16 protein-coding genes are annotated in these 18757 nt (G+C 73.3%); 10 read left to right on the top strand and 6 right to left on the bottom strand.

All coding sequences use genetic code 11. The annotated features are described in order from the left end of the window. Nucleotides 1–362 precede the first annotated feature (362 nt). From ACLBYE_RS23465 to ACLBYE_RS23450, 4 genes are all read right to left on the bottom strand, one after another. Nucleotides 363–629, bottom strand: coding sequence for an Hpt domain-containing protein (locus ACLBYE_RS23465; protein ID WP_447696013.1), 267 nt, complete (start codon nt 627–629; stop codon nt 363–365). A 6-nt stretch (nt 630–635) separates the two neighbouring features. Then, nucleotides 636–3305, bottom strand: coding sequence for a PAS domain S-box protein (locus tag ACLBYE_RS23460; protein WP_447696012.1), 2670 nt, complete (start codon nt 3303–3305; stop codon nt 636–638). Between the two features lie 3 nt (nt 3306–3308). Then, a complete protein-coding gene (locus ACLBYE_RS23455) occupies nt 3309–3821 on the bottom strand; it encodes a hypothetical protein (RefSeq protein ID WP_447696011.1) in 513 nt (170 codons plus the stop codon). 200 nt (nt 3822–4021) lie between these two features. Then, nucleotides 4022–4567, bottom strand: a complete 546-nt coding sequence (locus tag ACLBYE_RS23450; RefSeq protein WP_020093203.1) for a TetR/AcrR family transcriptional regulator — start codon at nt 4565–4567, stop codon at nt 4022–4024. A 112-nt stretch (nt 4568–4679) separates the two neighbouring features. On the opposite strand from ACLBYE_RS23450, the gene ACLBYE_RS23445 reads away from it, so the two are divergent. Further along, nucleotides 4680–5243 carry a sugar O-acetyltransferase gene (locus tag ACLBYE_RS23445; protein ID WP_447696010.1) on the top strand — a complete coding sequence of 188 codons (564 nt, stop codon included), beginning with the start codon at nt 4680–4682 and terminating at the stop codon, nt 5241–5243. 318 nt (nt 5244–5561) lie between these two features. On the opposite strand, the gene ACLBYE_RS23440 is transcribed toward ACLBYE_RS23445, so the two are convergent. Beyond that, nucleotides 5562–7277 (bottom strand): outer membrane beta-barrel protein, encoded by a 1716-nt coding sequence (locus ACLBYE_RS23440; RefSeq protein ID WP_447696009.1) that lies wholly within the window; start codon nt 7275–7277, stop codon nt 5562–5564. Between the two features lie 595 nt (nt 7278–7872). Between ACLBYE_RS23440 and ACLBYE_RS23435 the strand changes: the two genes are divergently transcribed. After that, on the top strand, nt 7873–8151 hold the full coding sequence (locus tag ACLBYE_RS23435; protein WP_012318753.1) for a hypothetical protein: 279 nt from the start codon (nt 7873–7875) through the stop codon (nt 8149–8151). A gap of 293 nt (nt 8152–8444) precedes the next feature. Beyond that, nucleotides 8445–8762: a hypothetical protein gene (locus tag ACLBYE_RS23430; RefSeq protein WP_331294265.1), complete on the top strand. Its 318-nt coding sequence runs from the start codon at nt 8445–8447 to the stop codon at nt 8760–8762. A gap of 63 nt (nt 8763–8825) precedes the next feature. Here the strand turns inward: ACLBYE_RS23430 and ACLBYE_RS23425 are convergent, their stop codons facing one another. Beyond that, nucleotides 8826–11531 (bottom strand): MGH1-like glycoside hydrolase domain-containing protein, encoded by a 2706-nt coding sequence (locus ACLBYE_RS23425; protein WP_447696008.1) that lies wholly within the window; start codon nt 11529–11531, stop codon nt 8826–8828. 103 nt (nt 11532–11634) lie between these two features. Here ACLBYE_RS23425 and ACLBYE_RS23420 point away from each other — a divergent pair, with 103 nt between their 5' ends. From ACLBYE_RS23420 to ACLBYE_RS23390, 7 genes are all read left to right on the top strand, one after another. Beyond that, complete coding sequence (locus ACLBYE_RS23420; protein WP_447696007.1) at nt 11635–11883, top strand: hypothetical protein; 249 nt, start codon at nt 11635–11637, stop codon at nt 11881–11883. Continuing rightward, nucleotides 11880–13013, top strand: coding sequence for a branched-chain amino acid ABC transporter substrate-binding protein (locus ACLBYE_RS23415; RefSeq protein WP_447696006.1), 1134 nt, complete (start codon nt 11880–11882; stop codon nt 13011–13013). The genes ACLBYE_RS23420 and ACLBYE_RS23415 overlap by 4 nt, the downstream gene beginning before the upstream one ends. A 123-nt stretch (nt 13014–13136) precedes the next feature. Continuing rightward, nucleotides 13137–14027 (top strand): LysR family transcriptional regulator, encoded by an 891-nt coding sequence (locus ACLBYE_RS23410; RefSeq protein ID WP_020093196.1) that lies wholly within the window; start codon nt 13137–13139, stop codon nt 14025–14027. 130 nt (nt 14028–14157) lie between these two features. Continuing rightward, on the top strand, nt 14158–14922 hold the full coding sequence (locus tag ACLBYE_RS23405) for an HpcH/HpaI aldolase family protein (RefSeq protein WP_447696005.1): 765 nt from the start codon (nt 14158–14160) through the stop codon (nt 14920–14922). 35 nt (nt 14923–14957) lie between these two features. Continuing rightward, the gene (locus ACLBYE_RS23400; protein WP_447696004.1) at nt 14958–15845 is read left to right on the top strand and encodes a 2-hydroxy-3-oxopropionate reductase; all 888 of its coding nucleotides are present in this window, start codon (nt 14958–14960) and stop codon (nt 15843–15845) included. Nucleotides 15846–15889: 44 nt separating this feature from the next. Continuing rightward, nucleotides 15890–17491 (top strand): galactarate dehydratase, encoded by a 1602-nt coding sequence (gene garD, locus ACLBYE_RS23395; RefSeq protein WP_447696003.1) that lies wholly within the window; start codon nt 15890–15892, stop codon nt 17489–17491. Between the two features lie 76 nt (nt 17492–17567). Further along, the coding region (locus tag ACLBYE_RS23390; protein ID WP_447696002.1) for a PepSY-associated TM helix domain-containing protein at nt 17568–18757 on the top strand (1190 nt) is incomplete at its 3' end.

The following is an 18757-nucleotide window of genomic DNA, read 5'->3' as shown; positions in this document are numbered from 1 at the left end:
GGCCACGAAGGCAAGGGCCCGCGCCCTGCCCCGGTCGCGCCCGGGATCCGCCTCGCGCCGCGGCCCCCGCGGCGGTGCGCGGGTCGCGGGCAGCCGCCCGCGGCGGTGCGCGGACCACGCGCGCCGGAACATCCATCTCCCCGGACGCGCGCGATCCCCGGTGCCGTTCTCCGAACCGCCCTGGCTGGAGGCGCCCGTCATCGTCGTCCCGGAGTCGCGGCCCGGCGGGCCGGGACGCGGCTCGCGGCCCGGGGAGCTGGGCGGGCCGCCGGGCTGGAAGATCGTTCCTCGCCGCCGCGTGCCTGGGAGACGAAAATTTGGGCGTGCAAAACCCGCGGGCCGGCTCCGGGCGGCGGCCCCGCTCAGGCCGCGCGCAGCGCGGCGATCTCGTCGATCGTGGCGGCCGCCTGGGCCCGGAGCGCGGACAGCAGCGCGGTGACGTCCTCGCCCGCGCGGCAGGCCGTCTCGAAGGCCCGGCAGGTCGCGGCCAGATCCAGGAAGCCGATCATGCTGGCCGCCGACACCATGGCGTGCGCGTCCCCCATCAGCCGCGTCCGGTCGCCGTCGGTCGCCGCCGGCCCGAACCGCTCGGCGAGCTCCTTCGCCAGCATCGCCAGGAGGTCGCCCATGCGCGCCTAGCCGACCATCGCGGTCATCTCGTCCAGGGTGGCCCGGTCGATCGTCCCCGCGCGGCGCGGCGGCTCGGCGCGAGGGGCCGCCCACCGGTCGATCGCGGCGAGCAGCGCGTCCGCGCGGAACGGCTTGCCGATATGGTCGTCGAGCCCGGCGGCGCGCAGCTCGGCCACCTGCTGCGGCAGGACGTTCGCCGTCATCGCGAGGATCGGCAGGCGGCCGGCGGCGCCGCCCAGGGCGCGGATCCGCCGGGTCGCCGCGATGCCGTCCATCACGGGCATCTGCACGTCCATCAGCACGAGGTCGTAGGACCGCGCCTGGACGGCCGCCACCGCGGCGACCCCGTCGGCCACCACGTCCACCGCGTGCCCGGCGCGCTCCAGGATCATCCGGGCGAGGTCCTGGTTGAGCGGCACGTCCTCGGCCAGGAGCAGGCGGCGGCCGGTCGCGCGGGCGATCGCCGAGGCCGGCGCGGTCGCGCGGGCCGGCGGGACGGCGGCGGGCAGGTCGGCCTCGAACCAGAAGGTCGAGCCGTGCCCGACCGTGCTCGCGACGCCGATCGTCCCGCCCATCAGCGTGACGAGGGATTTCGAGATGGCGAGCCCCAGCCCGGTGCCGCCGTACTCGCGGCTGATCGAGCCGTCGACCTGCGAGAAGCGCCGGAACAGGCGGTCGCACTTGTCGGTCGGGATCCCGATGCCGGTGTCGCGGACCGCGAAGCGCAGCCGCGTCCCGCCGATCGCGTCCGGGCTGACCCGGACCGACAGGTCGATGCCGCCCGACGCGGTGAACTTCACGGCGTTGTTGAGCAGGTTGAGCAGGATCTGCCGGAGGCGGTCCTCGTCGCCCTCGACCCAGTCGGGCAGGCCCGGGCCGTGGGCGAGCGTGAGGGCGAGCCCCTTGCGCTCCGCGGAGGGGCGCACGATCGACACCGCGTTGTCGATCAGTGCTTCCAGGGCGAAGGGCCGGGGCACGATCTCGATCTGCCCGGCCTCGACCTTCGAGAAGTCGAGGACGTCGTTGACCACGGTCAGCAGCGCGGCCCCGGCGGTGCGGATGCGGTCGGCGTTCCGGCGCGCCGACGGTCCGAGATCCGTCCCGTCGAGGAGCAGGTCGGCGTAGCCGATCACCCCGTTGAGCGGCGTGCGGATCTCGTGGCTCATGGCGGCGAGGAACTCGCTCTTGGCCGCGCTCGCCCGCTCCGCCTCCAGGCGCGCGGCGTCGGCCGCCGCCTTGGCGGCGAGGAGCGCCGCCTCGGCGGCCTTGCGGGCGGTGACGTCGATGTTGAGGCCGATCATCCGCCGCGCCTGCCCCGGCGCGCCGCGCCCGACGCCGTTGATCCAGCGCACCCCGCCGTCCGCGGTGGGGACCCGGAACTCGATCGAGAAGGTCTGCCCGGCGGCCGCGGCCGCGGCCGCTATCCGCAGCGCCCGCTCGCCGTCGGCGCGGTCGATCAGGGCGAGCCAGTCCCGAGTGTCGAGGGCGTGGTTCCGGTCGGTCTCGATGCCGTGGAGCCGCGCGCTCTCGGGGGACCACTCGATCCGGCCGCTGTCGAGGTCGAGGTGCCACGTCCCGGCATGGGCGGCCTGCTGGGCGAGGTGCAGCAGGCTGCTGGCATCCTCCACGGCGCGCCGGGCAGTGACGATCTCGTCGATGTCGAGGGCGGTGCCGAGCATGCCCACCATGCTCTCGCCCTGCCAGATCGGCAGGAGCACGATCTTGTGCCAGCGGTAGGCGCCGTCGTGCCGCTGCAGGCGGCCCTCGACCTCGTAGGGCGCGCGGCGGGCGGGCGCCTCCGACCACAGCCGCTCCATCCGCTCCGTGTCGTCGGGATGCGTCCGGGCGATCCGGGCGGCGCGCGTCGGGCCGATCGGGCCGTAGTAATCCTCGAAGCGCCGGTTGACGTAGGAGGCGTCGCCGGTCTCCGTGCTGGCGATCCAGACGAGCTGCGGCAGCGCGTCCGCCAGGGCGCGGTAGCGGGCCTCGCTCAACCGCAGGGCGTCCTCCGCGGCCTTGCGGGCGCTCACGTCGCGCAGGGTCGCCACGTAGCCGTCCGGGGCGCCAGTCGCCCGATCGTGGGTCAGGCTGAACGAGATCTCCACCCAGACCCAGTGCCCGTCCCGGTGCCGGTAGCGCTGGGAGGTCAGGGCGCGGGACGCGCGGCCGCCGGTGAGGTCGTCGAGGACGCGGCGGTACGCGCCGACCTCGTCGGGATGGACGAAGTCGAGGGGATGGGTGCCGATCAGCTCCTGCGGGTCGTAGCCCAGGACGGCGCGCACCGCCGGCGAGACGTAGCGGCGGCGGGCGGTCAGGTCGGACCAGATGATGATGTCGGTGGCGTTCTCGGCCAGCAGCCGGTAGCGGCGCTCGCTCTCCTCCAGGTCCCGCTCGGCGATCCGGTTCTGGGTCACGTCGCCGAAGGTCAGGACGGTGCCGCCGTCCGGCAGGGCCGCGCACCGGACCTCCAGGATCGGGCCGCCGGGCAGGCGCCAGTCGAACAGCGGCGGCAGCGCCGCGCGCGCGCCCGTCCCGGGGCCCGGATCGGACCCGGCCGCCGCGCAGTCGCCGCGGGCCCGCTGGTAGGCGCGGATGTCCGGGAGGGCGACGCCCGCCCGCAGGACGTCGTCCGGCAGGTCGAGGAGGTCCGCGGCGCCCCGGTTGAACGCGCGCACCCGCTAGTCGGCGTCGAGGACGACGAGGCCCTGGTCCAGGCTGTCCAGCGTGCCGCGCAGGATCATGTCGGTCTCGCGCGCCCGCCGCTCCGACCGGACGAGGTCGGTCACGTCGAGGATGAGGCCGTGCAGGGCGACGAGCGCGTCGTCGGGCCCGAACTCGGGCAGCCCCTGGATGATCGCGTCCAGCACGGTCCCGTCCGGGCGGACGATGCGGGCCCGCGCCTGGTAGGGGATCGCCGGCCGGCTTCCCTCCAGGATCCCCTCGAGCCGCGCGACCAGGGCGGCGCGGTCGTCCGGATGATAGCACGCGACGTGCTCGGCGAGCGGCAGGTCGCACGCGCCGGGCGTCCCGAGCAGCCGCGCGAGACTCGCCGATCGGGTCACCCGGCGGGTCCGCGGATCGAGACGCCACTGCCCGAAGCCGGGGCCCCCGTCCCAGGGTGCAGGCTCGCCCGCGGCCCGGCGCGGAGCGGGATCCGGCGGCGCGGCCGGGCGGGTCGCGTCAGTCTGCATCGGCCCCAGGGTTCCCCACCGCCGGCGCGGACCGCGCCCGGGCGCGCCCTCGGCACGCATCGGGGCGAACCTGCTCGCGCGACGGTTGCTGATCCCTTGCCGGCCCCGTGCGGCATTCGGCACCTGTCCGGCCGGCGATCACGATCGCTTGAGGGGCCGGCGCGCGGCGTCCCCGGCCCGGTGCGGGGACGGGGGCGGCCCTACCGCACCAGCCGCTCCACGATCGCCCGCACCTGCGCCCGATCCGCCGGCTGCGGGTCGACCGAGCGGTGGATCGTCAGGCCCTCGATCATGGCGTCGAGGGCCTTGGCGGTCTCCGGCGCGAAGTGCCGTTCCAGGGCGGCCCGGCTCTTGGCCATCCAGTCCTGCATGACCCGGCGCAGCGGCGGGTTCCGGGCCGCGAAGGCGTAGAGTTCGTAGCTCAGCAGCATCGTGCGCGGGCTCGCCCAGAGGTCGCTCACGATCAGGTCGACCACGGCCTCGCAGGCCTCGTCGACGGTCGCGGCCGCGGCGAGCCGGTCGGCGAACCGCGCCGAGACCGTGTCGGCGAGCCCGGTGAACGCCTCGGTCAGCAGCGCGTCGAGGCTGTCGAAATGGTAGGTCATGGAGCCCAGCGGCACGTCGGCCGCCGCCGCGACCCGGCGGTGGGTCGTGCCGGCGACGCCGTGCTCGGCGACGACGTCGAGGGTCGCCCGGATGATGCGCGCCCGGCGATCCGGGTCGAAACGGCGCTGGGCGGCGGGCAAGGGGACCTCCTCGGAACCGGTTCAGGGCAGCCGGGCCGTGACGCGCGCGGCCTTGATATGTACATCTGTACGCATAGCTAGGGTCCGACGCGGCCGGAGGGAGGTCCCCACCATGACGACAGAGATCGTGAAGACCCAGAAGCAGAGGATGCTGGCGGGCGAGCTGTACTGTGCCGACGACCCGGAACTGGCCGCCGACAACCGGCGCATCTCGGAATGGATGGACCGGTATAACGCCGCGCAGACGCGGAGCCAGCCCGAGCGGCAGGCGCTCCTGGAGGAGGCCTTCGCGCGGGTCGGCCCGGGCTGCAACATCCGGCCGCCGTTCCACTGCGACTACGGCTACAACATCAGCCTGGGCCGCGGCGTGTTCCTGAACTTCGGGTGCAGCATCCTCGACGTGATGTCGGTCACGATCGGCGACCTGACGCAGATCGGCACGGCCGTGCAGATCCTGACCCCCGATCATCCGCGCGACCCGGCGCAGCGCCGGCAGATGCTGGAATTCGCCCGCCCGGTGGTGATCGGCGCCAATGTCTGGATCGGCAGCGGCGCGATCATCCTCCCCGGGGTCACGATCGGCGACGACGCGATCGTCGGGGCGGGCAGCGTGGTGACGCGCGACGTCCCGGCCGGCGCCACCGTGGTGGGGAACCCGGCCCGGCCGCGGCCGTGAGGGGGTGAGGGCGCGCGGGGCGCGGGCTCCGTGGGGGAGCGGTCCGGCCGCGTCGGCCCTCCGCCGAGCGTGCCGGAGTTCCCGTCCGGGCCGGAACTCCCGTCCGGGCCGGACCTGCCGGGGACGCCGACGACCGGTCGCGGCCGGTTCACACGGTCGCGCGGCCAAGCTGAGCGGCCCCGCGGCGTCGCTGCCGCGGGCCGGGTGGGGCCGATGCCGGGATCGCGGCACCGGGATCGAGGCACCGGGATCGAACGGTCGGCGCGGCCCGTCCTCTGGCCTGCCGCGCCCGCGTTCGGGCGCGGGGTGGCGGCTGGATCAGTCCTTGCGGATCGCGGCCGCCGGAGCGCCTGTCTCGCCGAAGCCGAAATCGGCCAGCCGGTAGGAGAGCTGCGCGAAGCCGCCGTAGCGACCGGTCTCGAACTTCATCGGGCTGGGCGGCGAGAACGGGAAGGCCGTCGTGTGCGCCTTGTCGGCCTGGAGCTGCCAGTAGCGGCCGCCGACGCCGACGCTGACGGACGGCGTCAGGTCGTACGAGATGATCCCCTCCAGGAAGTAGCCGTCGCCGCGGCCGCCTTCCGGCCCCGGGTTGATGTCGGGCCGCAGCCAGTGCCGGTCGACGCCGCTCAGGCTCACGACCGGCAGGTAGGCGCCTTCCAGGCTCAGCCGGACCCGGTCGAACCGCGCTTCGCCGATCACGCCGACGCGCAGCCCGTTCCACTGCATGCTCTCGCCCAGCGTCTTCATGCTGGTCGGGTAGGGTCTGGCGCAGGGAGTCCCGCCCGCCACCTGACGGCAGCCGTAGCCGTTATACAGCTCGGACGCGAACTGGTAGCCGAGGAAGCCGCCGAGCTTGTACCCGTCCCGGCGCAGCACGTCGTAGCCGAGATCGATCACGCCGTAGCCGATGTCGCCGTCCTTGATCGGCGACAGCGTCTTCGAATAGCGGCGCAGGGCGGGCGGGAAGTCCTCGTCGGCGAGGCGGCCGCCGGTGACGCCGCCCGAGCCGAGGAAGCCCTTGGCGAACAGGCCGGTGGGGTTGTGCTCGAGCCGTGCGAAGCTCTCGCCGGCATGCGCCTGGGTGTTGTTGTAGGTCAGGCGCGAATTGAGCTGGCCGGGCGCGTCGGGGTCGCCGAGCTTCTCGCGCGGTGTCCCGGAGCTGAAGAAGTAGCGCAGGCCGCCCTCGAAATCCCAGGTGGCCGGGCCTGCCGACGCGATCGGGGCCAGGGTGGGAAGGCCGGCTCCGAACCGGTAGTTGAGACCGACGCGGGCCAGGAAGCCGTCCGTCGCGACCCGCGTGCCGGCGTGGTAGCCGGTCAGCACGGGGTACGACGGAGCCGGGAGGACCGCCCGGGAGCCGAGATCGTGGTAGAGACCCTCGACCTTGGCGGAGAGGTGCTCGCTGAAGGCGTGCTCGATGCCGGCGCCGGCCACGTAGCCCAGGCGCACCGCGCCCTGGCGCCCGTCGAACAGCGGGAAACCGGCCAGCGACAGGTTGTTGTCGGTCCGGACCGTGCCCGCGGCGAGGCCGCCCGTGGCGTAGACGAGGGTGCGGTCGACGGCGAAGCCGATCCTGCCGCGCAGGGTGGCGAGCTCGTCCAGCCTCTGGCCGGAATGGGCGACGCTGCGGCGATAGAAGCCGCCGCCCGCGGCCGGAAAGGCGCCCTCGCGGCGATCGTAGCCCCACAGCCGGGTGAATTGGTAATCCGCGGCGGCGCCGGCGACGAAGCCGGAATTCACCTGCCAATCGTAGCCGACCTCGGCGCCGCCGACGAAGCTCCCGTCCGAGGCCCGCTTCGATGGAATGACCGGGCAGTTCCGGGCTCCGGGCTGCCCGTCCGGACCTGTGCAGACGAACTGCGTGGCCCGATCGAGGGTCCCGTAACCGGCGAACAGGCCGGCATGCGCTCCGGTCCAGGAGAAGATCGGCACGGCCGTCGTCGCCGGCGGAAGGGCCCTCCGCGGGAGGTCCGCCGCCATCGCGGTCTGCGACAGCAGGCACAGGAGAAGTCCGGAACTCGAGATGCGATACATGTAGTGTCCCCCGCCGCGCGTCGTCGAAGGCATGAGCGTCAAGGTCTCTTCGTCGGTAAGGATTCGGGTGCCGAAGTGGAGCTTCTGCTGATCTCGCGCGGTTCGCATGATGCGTTCTCATGGCTAGGTCATGATGTCCCGATTCTGAAGCGTGGATTTTCGACCTATCTCGTTAAATTTGAACGGATCTGCAATCGTTGATGCGAGAAGTGTATTTTATCGATGTCGCGAATTTTATAGACTGTGTATTTTGATGGCGTATTCGATTTATTGTCAGCGGAGATGTTGCTCTGATCCTCGGTCGTGCCGCGGGCCGGTTCCGTTCATTTTCGCGGCCGGGTGATGCGTTCGTGCATCACCCGCGCCATGCCCGGTCCGGGCCAGGGCGGCCACGGGGCCGGGCCGCCGGCCCGACGCGATGCCTGTCGCGATGCCCGCCGCGATACCGCTCCGGCGCGTTCGTGGCGGGGCGGCCCGGCCCGGGGAACCATCCGGGCGGCCCGAGCCTTCCTGGGCGGGATTGCGGGCGGATCCGGCCGCGAGTCCCCTGGAAACGCCCGCCCGTCTTCCCGGGCGGCGAGAGAGGAAACCTCACGTGCGTTCAACGATCATTGCCGCCGCCCTGCTGGCGGCCCTCGGCTCCGCCGTCGCGATCCCGGCCTCCGCCGCGCCGATCGGCCCCGGCACGGGCGTGTCGGCGCCCGCCGGCATGGTCTCGACGGTCCAGATGGATCCCGTCGAGCGCCACATGATGCGCCGTCGCATGGAGCGCCGGATGATGCGCCACCGGATGGAGCGCCACATGATGCATCGGGAGATGCGCCGCGAGATGCGCCACCGCGAGATGCGTCGCGAGATGATGCGCCGCATGTGACGCGCATCCGCGCCGGGGCGGCGTCCGGCCCCGGCCCGGGCCGGGGGGGGGCGCGGGGGGGGCCTCCCCCACCCCGGGGGGGGGGGGCGGGCGCGGCGAGGGGAGGCGCCGCGGGTGGCGCCCCCCCGGGGGGGGGGGGCGCCCGCCCCGGGGGGGGCCGGGGAAGAGCCGCGAGGCGGGCTTCCCGCATCGCGGGGGCTGGGCTCGGGCTGGCCGGGGGTGCCACGTCCGAGGCGATCGAACCATCCGCGCCCCGACGCGTTTCTGGCCACCGACAAGGGAGGATTGGTACGATGAAGGCGATTCTGGCAGCGGCCGCGGTGAGCCTCGGCATCCTGGGCGTGGTCGGCCCGGTCTCCGCGCAGCCGCGCCCCGACTACGACGATTACGGCGGCCGGGGCTACCGCGACCGCGGCGATTACGAGTACCGGGACCGCGGCTACCGCGACCGGGACGATTACCGCGGCCGCGCCAATTACGGGTTCGACGAGCGCGAGTACCTGCGCTGCAATCCGGATGTCCGCCGCGCCGTGGCCAACGGCCAGATGGAATCGGGGGCCGCCCATTACCGGGTGTTCGGGCGCCGCGAGGGCCGGCGGCTGAGCTGCTGACCGGCTGCTGACCGGCTTCTGATCGGCTGCTGGCCGGATCGGCCGGTTCCCGACCGGGCGCGCCTACCGGGCGCGCGCCCGGTCGCGCAGCAGGTTGATGATCAGGGCCGTCCAGCCGGTCTGGTGCGCGGCGCCGAGGCCCCGCCCCGTATCCCCGTCGAAGAACTCGTGGAACAGCAGCGCTTCCTCGGCGCCCGGCGCCGGGGCGATCGGCGGCCGGGTCCCGAAGGCCGGCCGGCGTCCGGTCCCATCCTTGGCGAACAGGGCGATCAGGCGGTCCTCCAGGGCGTCCGCGATGGCGCTGAGCGTCAGCATCGCGCCCGAGCCCGTCGGGTACTCCACCCGGAAGTCGTCGCCGTAATAGGTGTGGAAGCGCCGGAGCGCCTCGACGATGAGGAAGTTCATCGGCATCCAGACCGGGCCGCGCCAGTTCGAGTTGCCGCCGAACATGTTCGAGGTCGAATCGGCCGGGTCGTACCGGACCGTGAAGGAGGCGCCGAGCTCGTTGAGCACGTAGGGCGCGTCGCGGTGCACCTTCGACAGGGAGCGCACGCCGTAGGGCGAGAGGAACTCGGCCTCGTCGAGCATGCGGCGCAGCAGCGCCTTCATCCGGTGGCCGCGCAGCAGCGACAGCAGCTTGCGGTCCTTCACGCCGCCCTCGGTCCAGCGGGAGACCAGGCGGGCAAGGTGGGGCCGGTTCTCCAGCACCCAGTTCAGGCGCCGGGCGAAATCCGGCAGCCGGTGGAGCACGGAGGGCTCGATCACCTCGACGGCGAAGAGCGGGACCAGCCCGACCATGGAGCGGACCCGCAAGGGGAGCATCCCGCCGCCGGGGATGTCGACCTCGTCGTAGTAGAACGCGTCGGTCTCGTCCCACAGGCCGTAGCCCTGCCCGTCTCCACCCGACCCGCCCATGTCGGTCATGGCCTCGGCGATCAGCAGGAAGTGCTCGAAGAACTTGGAGGCGGTGCTCTCGTAGACGTCGTTGTGGAGGGCGAGTTCCAGGGCGATGCGCATCATGTTCAGCGCGTACATCGCCATCCAGGCGGTGCCGTCGGCCTGGTGCACCACCCCGAAGCCCGGGGGCGGGCGCGAGCGGTCGAACACGCCGACATTGTCGAGCCCCAGGAAGCCCCCCTGGAACACGTTGCGGCCCTGCGCGTCCTTGCGGTTCACCCACCAGGAGAAGTTGATCAGTAGCTTGTGGAACACGCCTTCCAGGAAGGCGAGGTCGCCCCGCCCGCCCCGCCGGTCCCGGTCGATCTCGAACACCCGGTAGGTGGCCCAGGCGTGGACCGGCGGGTTGGCGTCGCCGAACTCCCACTCGTAGGCCGGGAGCTGGCCGTTCGGGTGCATGTACCATTCGCGGGTGAGCAGCAGGAGCTGCTTCTTGGCGAAGTCCGGGTCCAGCAGGGCGAGCGGCAGGCAGTGGAAGGCGAGGTCCCAGGCGGCGAACCAGGGATATTCCCAGGTGTCGGGCATCGACAGCACGTCGGCCGCCGCGAAGTGGCGCCACTGGCCGTTGCGGCCGCCCGCGCGCCCCCGGGGCGGCGGCGGCTGGAGCGGGTCGCCCTCCAGCCAGCGCCGCACGTCGTAGCTGTAGAGCTGCTTCGACCAGATCAGGCCGGCGGCGGCCTGGCGGAAGATCGCGCGGGACTCCGGGCTCGCGATGCCGTCCTGCAATTCCTCGTAGAACGCGTCCGCCTCGGCCACCCGGCGGCGAACCAGGGACCCGTCGTCGACGGCCCGGGCGCGCAGGCCCGCCGACAGCCGCAGGCGGATCCGGGCGGTCTCCCCGGGCGCCAGCCGCAGGGCGTAGTGCAGGCCGAGCTTGGTGCCCGCGTCCCGGCGCACCGAAGCGGGATCGCCGTCGACGATCGCCGCGTGGAGACCGTCCTTGAACGGCCCCGCGGCGTCCGGCTGGCCGCCGTGCAGCCGCAGGTTGGTGTCGTTCTCGCAGAACAGCAGGTCCGGCGCCCCGTCGAAGGCGAGCCGGTACGGCCCGAGCCGCTCGTGCGTGCAGACCGCGCCCCCGTCGGGCGCGCGGGCGATCCGCGGGCGCACCTGCCCGGCCTCCCACGACCACGTGTTGCGGAACCAGAGCTGCGGGACGAGGTGGAGGTCGGCGGGCTCCGGCCCCCGGTTCAGCGCGGTGATCACCGCGTGGACGTCGTCGGCGTCGGCCTTGGCGTACTCCACGGTGACGTCGAAGAACCGGTCCCCGTCGAAGACGCCCGTCTCCTCGATCTCGTACTCGGGCTGCTCCCGCCCGCGCCGACCGTTCTCGCCGACGAGGTCCGCGTAGGGGAAGGCCGCCTGCGGGTAGCGGTACAGCATCTTCAGGTAGGCGTGGCTCGGGACCGCGTCGAGGTAGTGGTAGACCTCCTTCACGTCCTCGCCGTGGTTGCCCTCCTGGTTGGTCAGGCCGAACAGCCGCTCCTTGAGGATGCGGTCGCGCCCGTTCCAGAGGGCGAGGGAAAGGCACAGGTTGCCGCGCTCGTCGCAGATCCCGGCCAGCCCGTCCTCGCCCCAGCGATAGGCGCGCGAGCGGGCGTCCTCGTGCGTCAGGGCGGCCCAGGCGTTGCCGCAGGGGCTGTAATCCTCCCGCACGGTCCCCCATTGCCGCTCGCTGAGATAGGGGCCCCAGAGCGACCACGCCCGGTCGCCGCGGCCCTGCTCGGCGATCCGGCGGCGCTCGGCCCAGTCCACCGACGCGTCCCGACCCTCGCCCCGATCCCCGTCTTGATCCTCGTCCGCGCGCGGCCCCATCAGCCGCGTCCCGGACGCGGGCCCGGTCGGCCGGGGCTGGGGGTGCGGCGGGGACGGGAGGCGGTCATCGGTCACGGCGGGTTGCTGCGGATGCGCCGGCCCGATGCATCATCGGCGCCATCCCGACCCGTCGGGCCTTCGGGCCGCCGCACGGCTCCGTGAGCGCCCGTCGGCCGATCGCGCGCCCGCGCCGGTGACCATCTCGGCCCGTCCCGAAACCTTGACCCCGGTGAAGGTGAGCGACAGGATCGCGCCGGGTGATCTGCGACTCGACGCGCGGGGCTCCGCGTTGATCTATCCGAATTCAGCGTTCGTCGGCGATCTGTCCGGCCACATCTTGGGGGAAAGATGACGCGATTACTGATGGCCGGCCTGGCCGGGCTGCTGTTCATGACCGCGGCGCGAGGTCAGGAGGGCGGCGCGCCGGTGAAGATCGGCGTCGCCGCGCCCATGACCGGGCCGAACGCGGCCTTCGGCGCCCAGATCCGGAACGGCGTGAGCCAGGCGGTCGAGGACATCAACAGGGCCGGCACGCTGAAGGGCACGACGCTGACCGTCACGGTCGGCGACGACGCTTCCGACCCGAAGCAGGGCGTTTCGGTGGCCAACAAGTTCGCCAGCGACGGCGTGAAGATGGTCGTCGGCGACTACAATTCCGGCGTCACGATCCCGGCCTCTGACGTCTACCTCGACGCCGGCATCATCCAGGTCACGCCGGCCTCCACGAGCGTGAAGTTCACCGAGCGCGGGATGTGGAACACGTTCCGCACCTGCAGCCGCGACGACCAGCAGGGCGCGGTGGCGGGCAGCTACCTGGCCGCGCACTTCCCGGGCAAGAAGGTCGCCTTCGTCCACGACAAGACCCCCTACGGCAAGGGTCTGGCCGACGAGACGCTGAAGGCCTTCAAGGCCAAGGGCGGCAAGGAGGTGCTGTTCGAGGGCATCAACCCGGGCGAGAAGGATTACGCGGCGCTCGTCTCCAAGATGAAGTCCGCCAACGTCGACGTCGTCTATTTCGGCGGCGTGCACACCGAGGCCGGGCTGATCATCCGGCAGATGCGCGATCAGGGGCTGGCCGCCCGCATGATGAGCGGCGACGCCATCCCCGACAAGGAATTCGTCCAGATCGCCGGTCCGGGCGCGGCCGGGACCCTGATGACCTTCGCGCCGGACGCCCGCAAGAACCCGAACGCCAGGGGCGTGGTGGCGGCGTTCAACGCCCGGGGCATCGATCCCGAGGCCTACACGCTCTACGCCTACGCGGCCGTGCAGGTCCTGGCCAAGGCGATGGCCGAGACCGGCTCCAGCGACGGGAAGACGCTCGCCGACTGGCTGCACCGGGGCGAGCCGGTGGACACGGTGGTCGGGCCGATCGCCTACGACGGGAAGGGCGACCTCACCCGGCCCGACTACGTCATCTACGAGTGGACCAAGGGGCCGGACGGCCGGATCGACTACGCCGGGCACGAGGTGACCCCGTAGGCCGGTCGGGCCCGGAGGCCGCCGCCTTACCTAATTGGATGAGGGCGGCGATCGCAGCGTGGCCGCCGCGAAGGCCTTATGCTCCCGCCCGGACCGCGCCGCGGTCCGGGAGAGGGAGCCTTCATGTTCGACTTCAGCCAGCTCCGGTGCTTCGCCGCCGTGGCGGAAGAGCTGCATTTCGGGCGTGCGGCCGCCCGGCTGAACATGACGCAGCCGCCGCTGTCGCGGCAGATCCAGGTCCTGGAGCGCGTCCTCGACGTGCAGCTCCTGGAGCGCACCAGCCGCACGGTCCGGCTGACCGCCGCCGGCCGCAGCTTCCTGCCCGAGGCGCAGCGCATCCTGCGGCTCGCCGAGACCGCGACGCACGTCACCCGGCAGGTCGCGGCGGGGCGCGCGGGCGTCCTCAAGTTCGGCTTCACGGCGGCCTCGGCCTACGACTTCCTGCCGCGCCTCGTCACCGCGTTCCGGCGGGCGCTGCCGGACGTGACGCTCGCGCTGCGCGAGATGGTCAGCAAGGACCAGATCGAGGAGCTGCTCGCCGGCCGGATCGACGCCGCGCTGGTGCGCCCGCCCGTGACGCACCCGGACCTGATCGCCGTCCGGGCGCTGGCCGAGCCCCTGGTGGTGGCCCTGCCGGCCGGGAACCCCCTGGCCCTGCGCGACGGGCTCACCCCCGCCGATCTCGGGCGCGAGCCGCTCATCGGCTACGCGCCCAACGAGGCGCGCTACTTCCACGACCTCGTCCTGGGCCTGCTCGCCGAGGCCGAGATCCGGCCCCCGACGGTCCAGCAGCTGACGCAGATCCACTCGATCCTGGCCCTGGTCCGGGCGGCGCTCGGCATCGCCCTGGTGCCGGCCGCCGCCGAGCGCCTGCGCTTCGAGGGCGTGGTGTTCCGCCCCCTCGTCCTGCCGGCGCCGCGCCCGGTGGAACTGCTCCTCGCGTGGCGGCGCGACGCGGACGACCCGCTCATCGCCCAGCTGGTCTCGATCGTGGCCGAGATGCCGCCCGCGTGAGCCCGCGCGGTCGATCGATGCGCGATCCGCATCGATCGATCCAGTGTTTGGCTTTGACCTCGCGGCGGAAGGCTGCGCGTGATGGGGCGGACGGCGCGCAGACGCCGCGACGCCCCCAGGGAGGATCGTGATGGACAGCCTCACCAATCGCTTCAAGGCGGCCCTCGCCGAGGGGCGCCAGCAGATCGGCCTGTGGTGCAGCCTCGCCAGTCCCATCTCCACCGAGGTGGTCGCCGGGGCCGGGTTCGACTGGCTGCTCCTCGACATGGAGCACTCGGCCAACGACCTCCGGGACATCTACGCCCAGCTCCAGGCGATGATGGAGGGCGACACGCACCCGATGGTGCGGGTGCCGAGCGACGACCCGATCACCATCAAGCGGATCCTCGACGCCGGCGCGCAGTCGCTGATGATCCCCAACATCGACGACGCCGCGCAGGCCGCCCGGGTGGTCGCGGCGACGCGCTACGCGCCCCGCGGCATCCGCGGCTTCTCGCAGGCGCCCCGCGCCGCCCGGTTCGGCCGGATCAAGGACTACCACACCCGCTGCGAGGCCGAGATCTTCGTGGCGGTGCAGGTCGAGTCCCGCCGCGCCCTCGACAATCTGGACGCGATCGCCGCCGTGGAGGGCGTGGACGGCGTGTTCATCGGGCCCGGCGACCTCTCCACCAGCCTCGGCTATGTCGGCCAGCAGGGCCACCCGGAGGTGGTCACCACCATCGAGGCGGCGGTCGCCCGGATCGTCCGGGCCGGCAAGCAGGCCGGCATCCTCACGCCGAGCGAGGAGCTGGCCCGCCGCTACATCGCGGCCGGCACCCGCTTCACCGCGGTGGGCTCCGACATGGGGCTGCTCGCCCGCAGCTCCGAGGCGCTCGCCGCCCGCTTCCGCGCGTGAGTTCCGCGCCTGAGTTCCGCAACGGGATCGTACCCATGAACATCGGATTCATCGGCCTCGGCATCATGGGCACGCCCATGGCCGGACACCTGATCGCGGCGGGCCACAGCCTGTTCCTCAAGACCCGGCGCGGCGTGCCCGAGGCCCTGCTCGCGGCGGGCGGCACCGCCTGCGCCACCGCGGCCGAGGTGGCCGAGCGCGCCGACACGATCATCCTGATGCTGCCCGACACCCCGGACGTGGAGCAGGTCCTGTTCGGCGCGGGCGGCGTCGCCGAGGGGCTCAGCCCGGGCAAGACCGTGATCGACATGAGCTCGATCGCGCCGCTGGCCACCAAGGATTTCGCCGCCCGGATCGCCGAGCGGGGCGGCGCCTATCTCGACGCGCCGGTCTCCGGCGGCGAGGTCGGGGCCAAGAACGCCGCGCTCTCGATCATGGTCGGCGGCGAGGCCGAGACCTTCGCGCGCGCCGAGCCCCTGTTCGCCGCGATGGGCAAGACGGTCACGCATGTCGGCCCGGTCGGCTCGGGGCAGGTCGCTAAGGTCGCCAACCAGATCATCGTCGCCCTGACCATCGAGGCGGTGGCCGAGGGGCTGCTCTTCGCCTCGAAGGCCGGCGCCGACCCCGCCAAGGTGCGGCAGGCGATCACCGGCGGGCTGGCCACCTCGCGGATCCTGGAGCTGCACGGCGCGCGGATGATCGAGCGGACCTTCGATCCCGGCTTCCGCATCGGCCTGCACCAGAAGGACCTGAACCTCGCCCTGGACAACGCCCGGACGCTCGGCCTCAGCCTGCCCGCCACGGCGCTGGCGCAGCAGCTGTTCTCGGCCTGCGTGGCCCAGGGCGGCGCGGCCTGGGACCACTCCGCCATGGTGAAGGCCCTGGAGGCCCTGGCGAACCACGCGGTCGGCGACGCCGCCTGATCCCGACAGGAGCCCGGACGGGCGCGAGACGGAAGGAGCATCCGATGCAGGCCGAGATCGAAGCCCCGACCCGCCCGCACCCGGTCGGCGCGGGGACCGGAAGGGCCGCAGGGGCCGCAGGCGACGTGCCGCGCACGATCCGCCTGAGCGACAGCGACAACGTCGCGATCGTGGTCAACGCCTTCGGGCTGCCGGCCGGGACGGTGTTCCCGGACGGGCTGGAGCTCGTCGAGTTCGTGCCGCAGGGCCACAAGGTGGCGCTCACCGACATCCCGGAGGGCGGCGAGGTCCGCCGCTACGGCGAGGTGGTGGGCATCGCGACGCGATTGATCCCGCGGGGCGCCTGGGTGGAGGAATCCCGCGTCGCGACGCCGGTCGCCCCCGCCCTCGACGCCCTGGAGATGGCCACCCGCGTGCCGGCCCCCCTGCCCCCGCTCGAGGGCTACACGTTCGAGGGCTACCGCAACCCGGACGGGTCGGTGGGCACCAAGAACATCCTGGCGATCTCGATCAGCGTGCAGTGCGTCGCCGGCACCCTCGACGTGGCGATCCGGCGGATCAAGCAGGAGCTGCTGCCGCGCTACCCCAACGTCGACGACGTGGTCGGCCTGACCCACGCCTACGGCTGCGGCGTCGCCATCAACGCCCCCGAGGCGGTGGTGCCGATCCGGACCCTCCAGAGCCTCGCGCAGAACCCGAATTTCGGCGGCGAGGTCATGGTCGTCGGCCTCGGCTGCGAGAAGCTCGTCTCGGAGCGGCTCCTGCCCGACAGCGGCGCGGCCGGCGACGGGGTGGTGCGGCTGCAGGACGAGCGCCACCACGGCTTCTCGGCCATGATCGACAGCATCCTGACCATGGCGGAGGCCCGCCTGGAGGTGCTGAACCGCCGGACCCGCGAGACCTGCCCGGCCTCCGAGCTGGTCGTCGGCCTGCAATGCGGCGGCAGCGACGCGTTCTCGGGCGTCACCGCCAACCCGGCGCTCGGCTTCGCGGCCGACCTGCTGGTCCGCTGCGGCGCCACCGTGATGTTCTCCGAGGTGACGGAGGTGCGCGACGCGATCCACCTCCTCACCCCCCGGGCGAAGAGCCCGGAGGTCGCCGCGGCGCTGGTCCGCGAGATGGCGTGGTACGACGCCTACCTCGCCAAGGGCGAGGCCGACCGCCGGGCCAACCCGTCGCCGGGCAACAAGAAGGGCGGGCTCAACAACATCGTCGAGAAGGCGCTGGGCTCGGTCGCCAAGTCCGGCACGAGCGCGATCTCCGGGGTCCTGGCGCCGGGCGAGCGCGTCCGCGAGAAGGGCCTGATCTTCGCCGCGACGCCGGCGAGCGACTTCGTCTGCGGCACGCTGCAACTCGCCTCGGGCATCACCCTGCAGGTGTTCTCCACCGGCCGCGGCACGCCCTACGGCCTCAGTCAGGCGCCGGTGATCAAGGTCGCCACCCGCACGGAGCTGGCCGAGCGTTGGTCCGACCTGATCGACCTCGACGCCGGCCGCATCGCCACCGGCGCGGCGACGATCGAGGAGGTCGGCTGGGAGCTGTTCCACCTGATCCTCGACGTGGCGAGCGGGCGCAAGCGCCCCTGGTCGGACCGGTGGGGGCTGTTCAACGACCTGACCCTGTTCAACCCCGCGCCGATCACCTGAGACTCACCGGCGGGACGGCGTTGCGTCCCGCCGCGTCGTCAGCGTGGCCGGACTCTGCTAGGCAGCCGGCACCGCCATGACGCTGCCGATTCCCTCCCTCCGGACCCTGCTCTTCCGCCTGCACTGGGCGCTCGGCCTCACCGCCGGCCTCGTCCTCGCCCTGATGGGCCTGACCGGGGCGCTGATGAGCTACGAGGAGGCGGTCACCGCCTTCGCCAACCGCGACAGGCTGACGGTCGAGGCGGCCGGGCGGACGGCGCTGCCCCCCGCGGCGCTGGCGGCGCGGATCGACGCGCAGGCGGGCGGCCGCGTCGCCAACGTGCTGACCCTGTCGGACGACCCGCGCGCGAGCGTCCACGTCCGCTTCGCCCGCGATCCCGAGACCCGCGCGCGGCCGCCCGCCGCCTACGCCGACCCCTACGACGGCGCGCTGCTCGGCCCGGTGCGGCTGGAGGGCGCCTTCACGACGGTGCGGGACCTGCACCGCTGGCTGCTGCTGCCCGGCGGGTCCAAGGGCTGGGGCCGCACGGTGACGGGCGCCTGCACCCTGGCGCTGCTGGCCTTCCTGGCGACCGGCCTCTACCTGCGCTGGCCCCGGATCCACCGCTGGCGGATCTGGCTGAAGCCGGCCCTGTCGCGGCCCGGACGGCCGCGCTGGTGGTCGCTGCACGCCGTGGTCGGGACCTGGCTCCTGCCGGTCTACCTGGTCATCGCGCTGAGCGGCCTGACGTGGTCCTACCCGTCGTTCAAGGACGGCGCGACGCGGCTGCTCGTGGGCGCCCCCGACCCCGCGAAGCCGGCCGGCCGCAGGGCCGCCGGAAAGCCGGCCGATCCCGCCGCCGACGGCGCGGCCGTCGACCGCGCCTGGGCGGATTTCCGGGCGCGGACCGGCGCGGAGGCCGGGACGGCGGTCCTGACCCTGCCGGGCGCCGACACGAAGGCGATCCGCATCCGCTGGCTGCCGAAGGGCGTCGACGCGCCGAGCGCCCGCAACGAGGCCCGCTACGATCCCGCCACGGGCGCGCTGCTGGCCTCCGAGCGGGCCGGCGACGCGCCGCTGGGCCGGCGCCTCCTGGACAACGTCCTGGAGGTGCATCGCGGCCGCTTCTTCGGCGACCTCGTCGCGCTGCTGTTCTGCCTCGCGGCGCTGGCCATGCCGGGCTTCGCGGCGACCGGCCTGACGCTCTACGTCCTGCGCCGCCGCGCCGGCGCCCGCCGCAGGACCGTCGCGGCCGGGGCGCCGGCGGGCGCCGTCCGCACGGCGAG

Source organism: Methylobacterium sp. A52T, from assembly GCF_053346095.1.
Note: the sequence above shows the minus strand (reverse complement) of the source record. Positions and strands in the feature narration are given on the sequence as shown.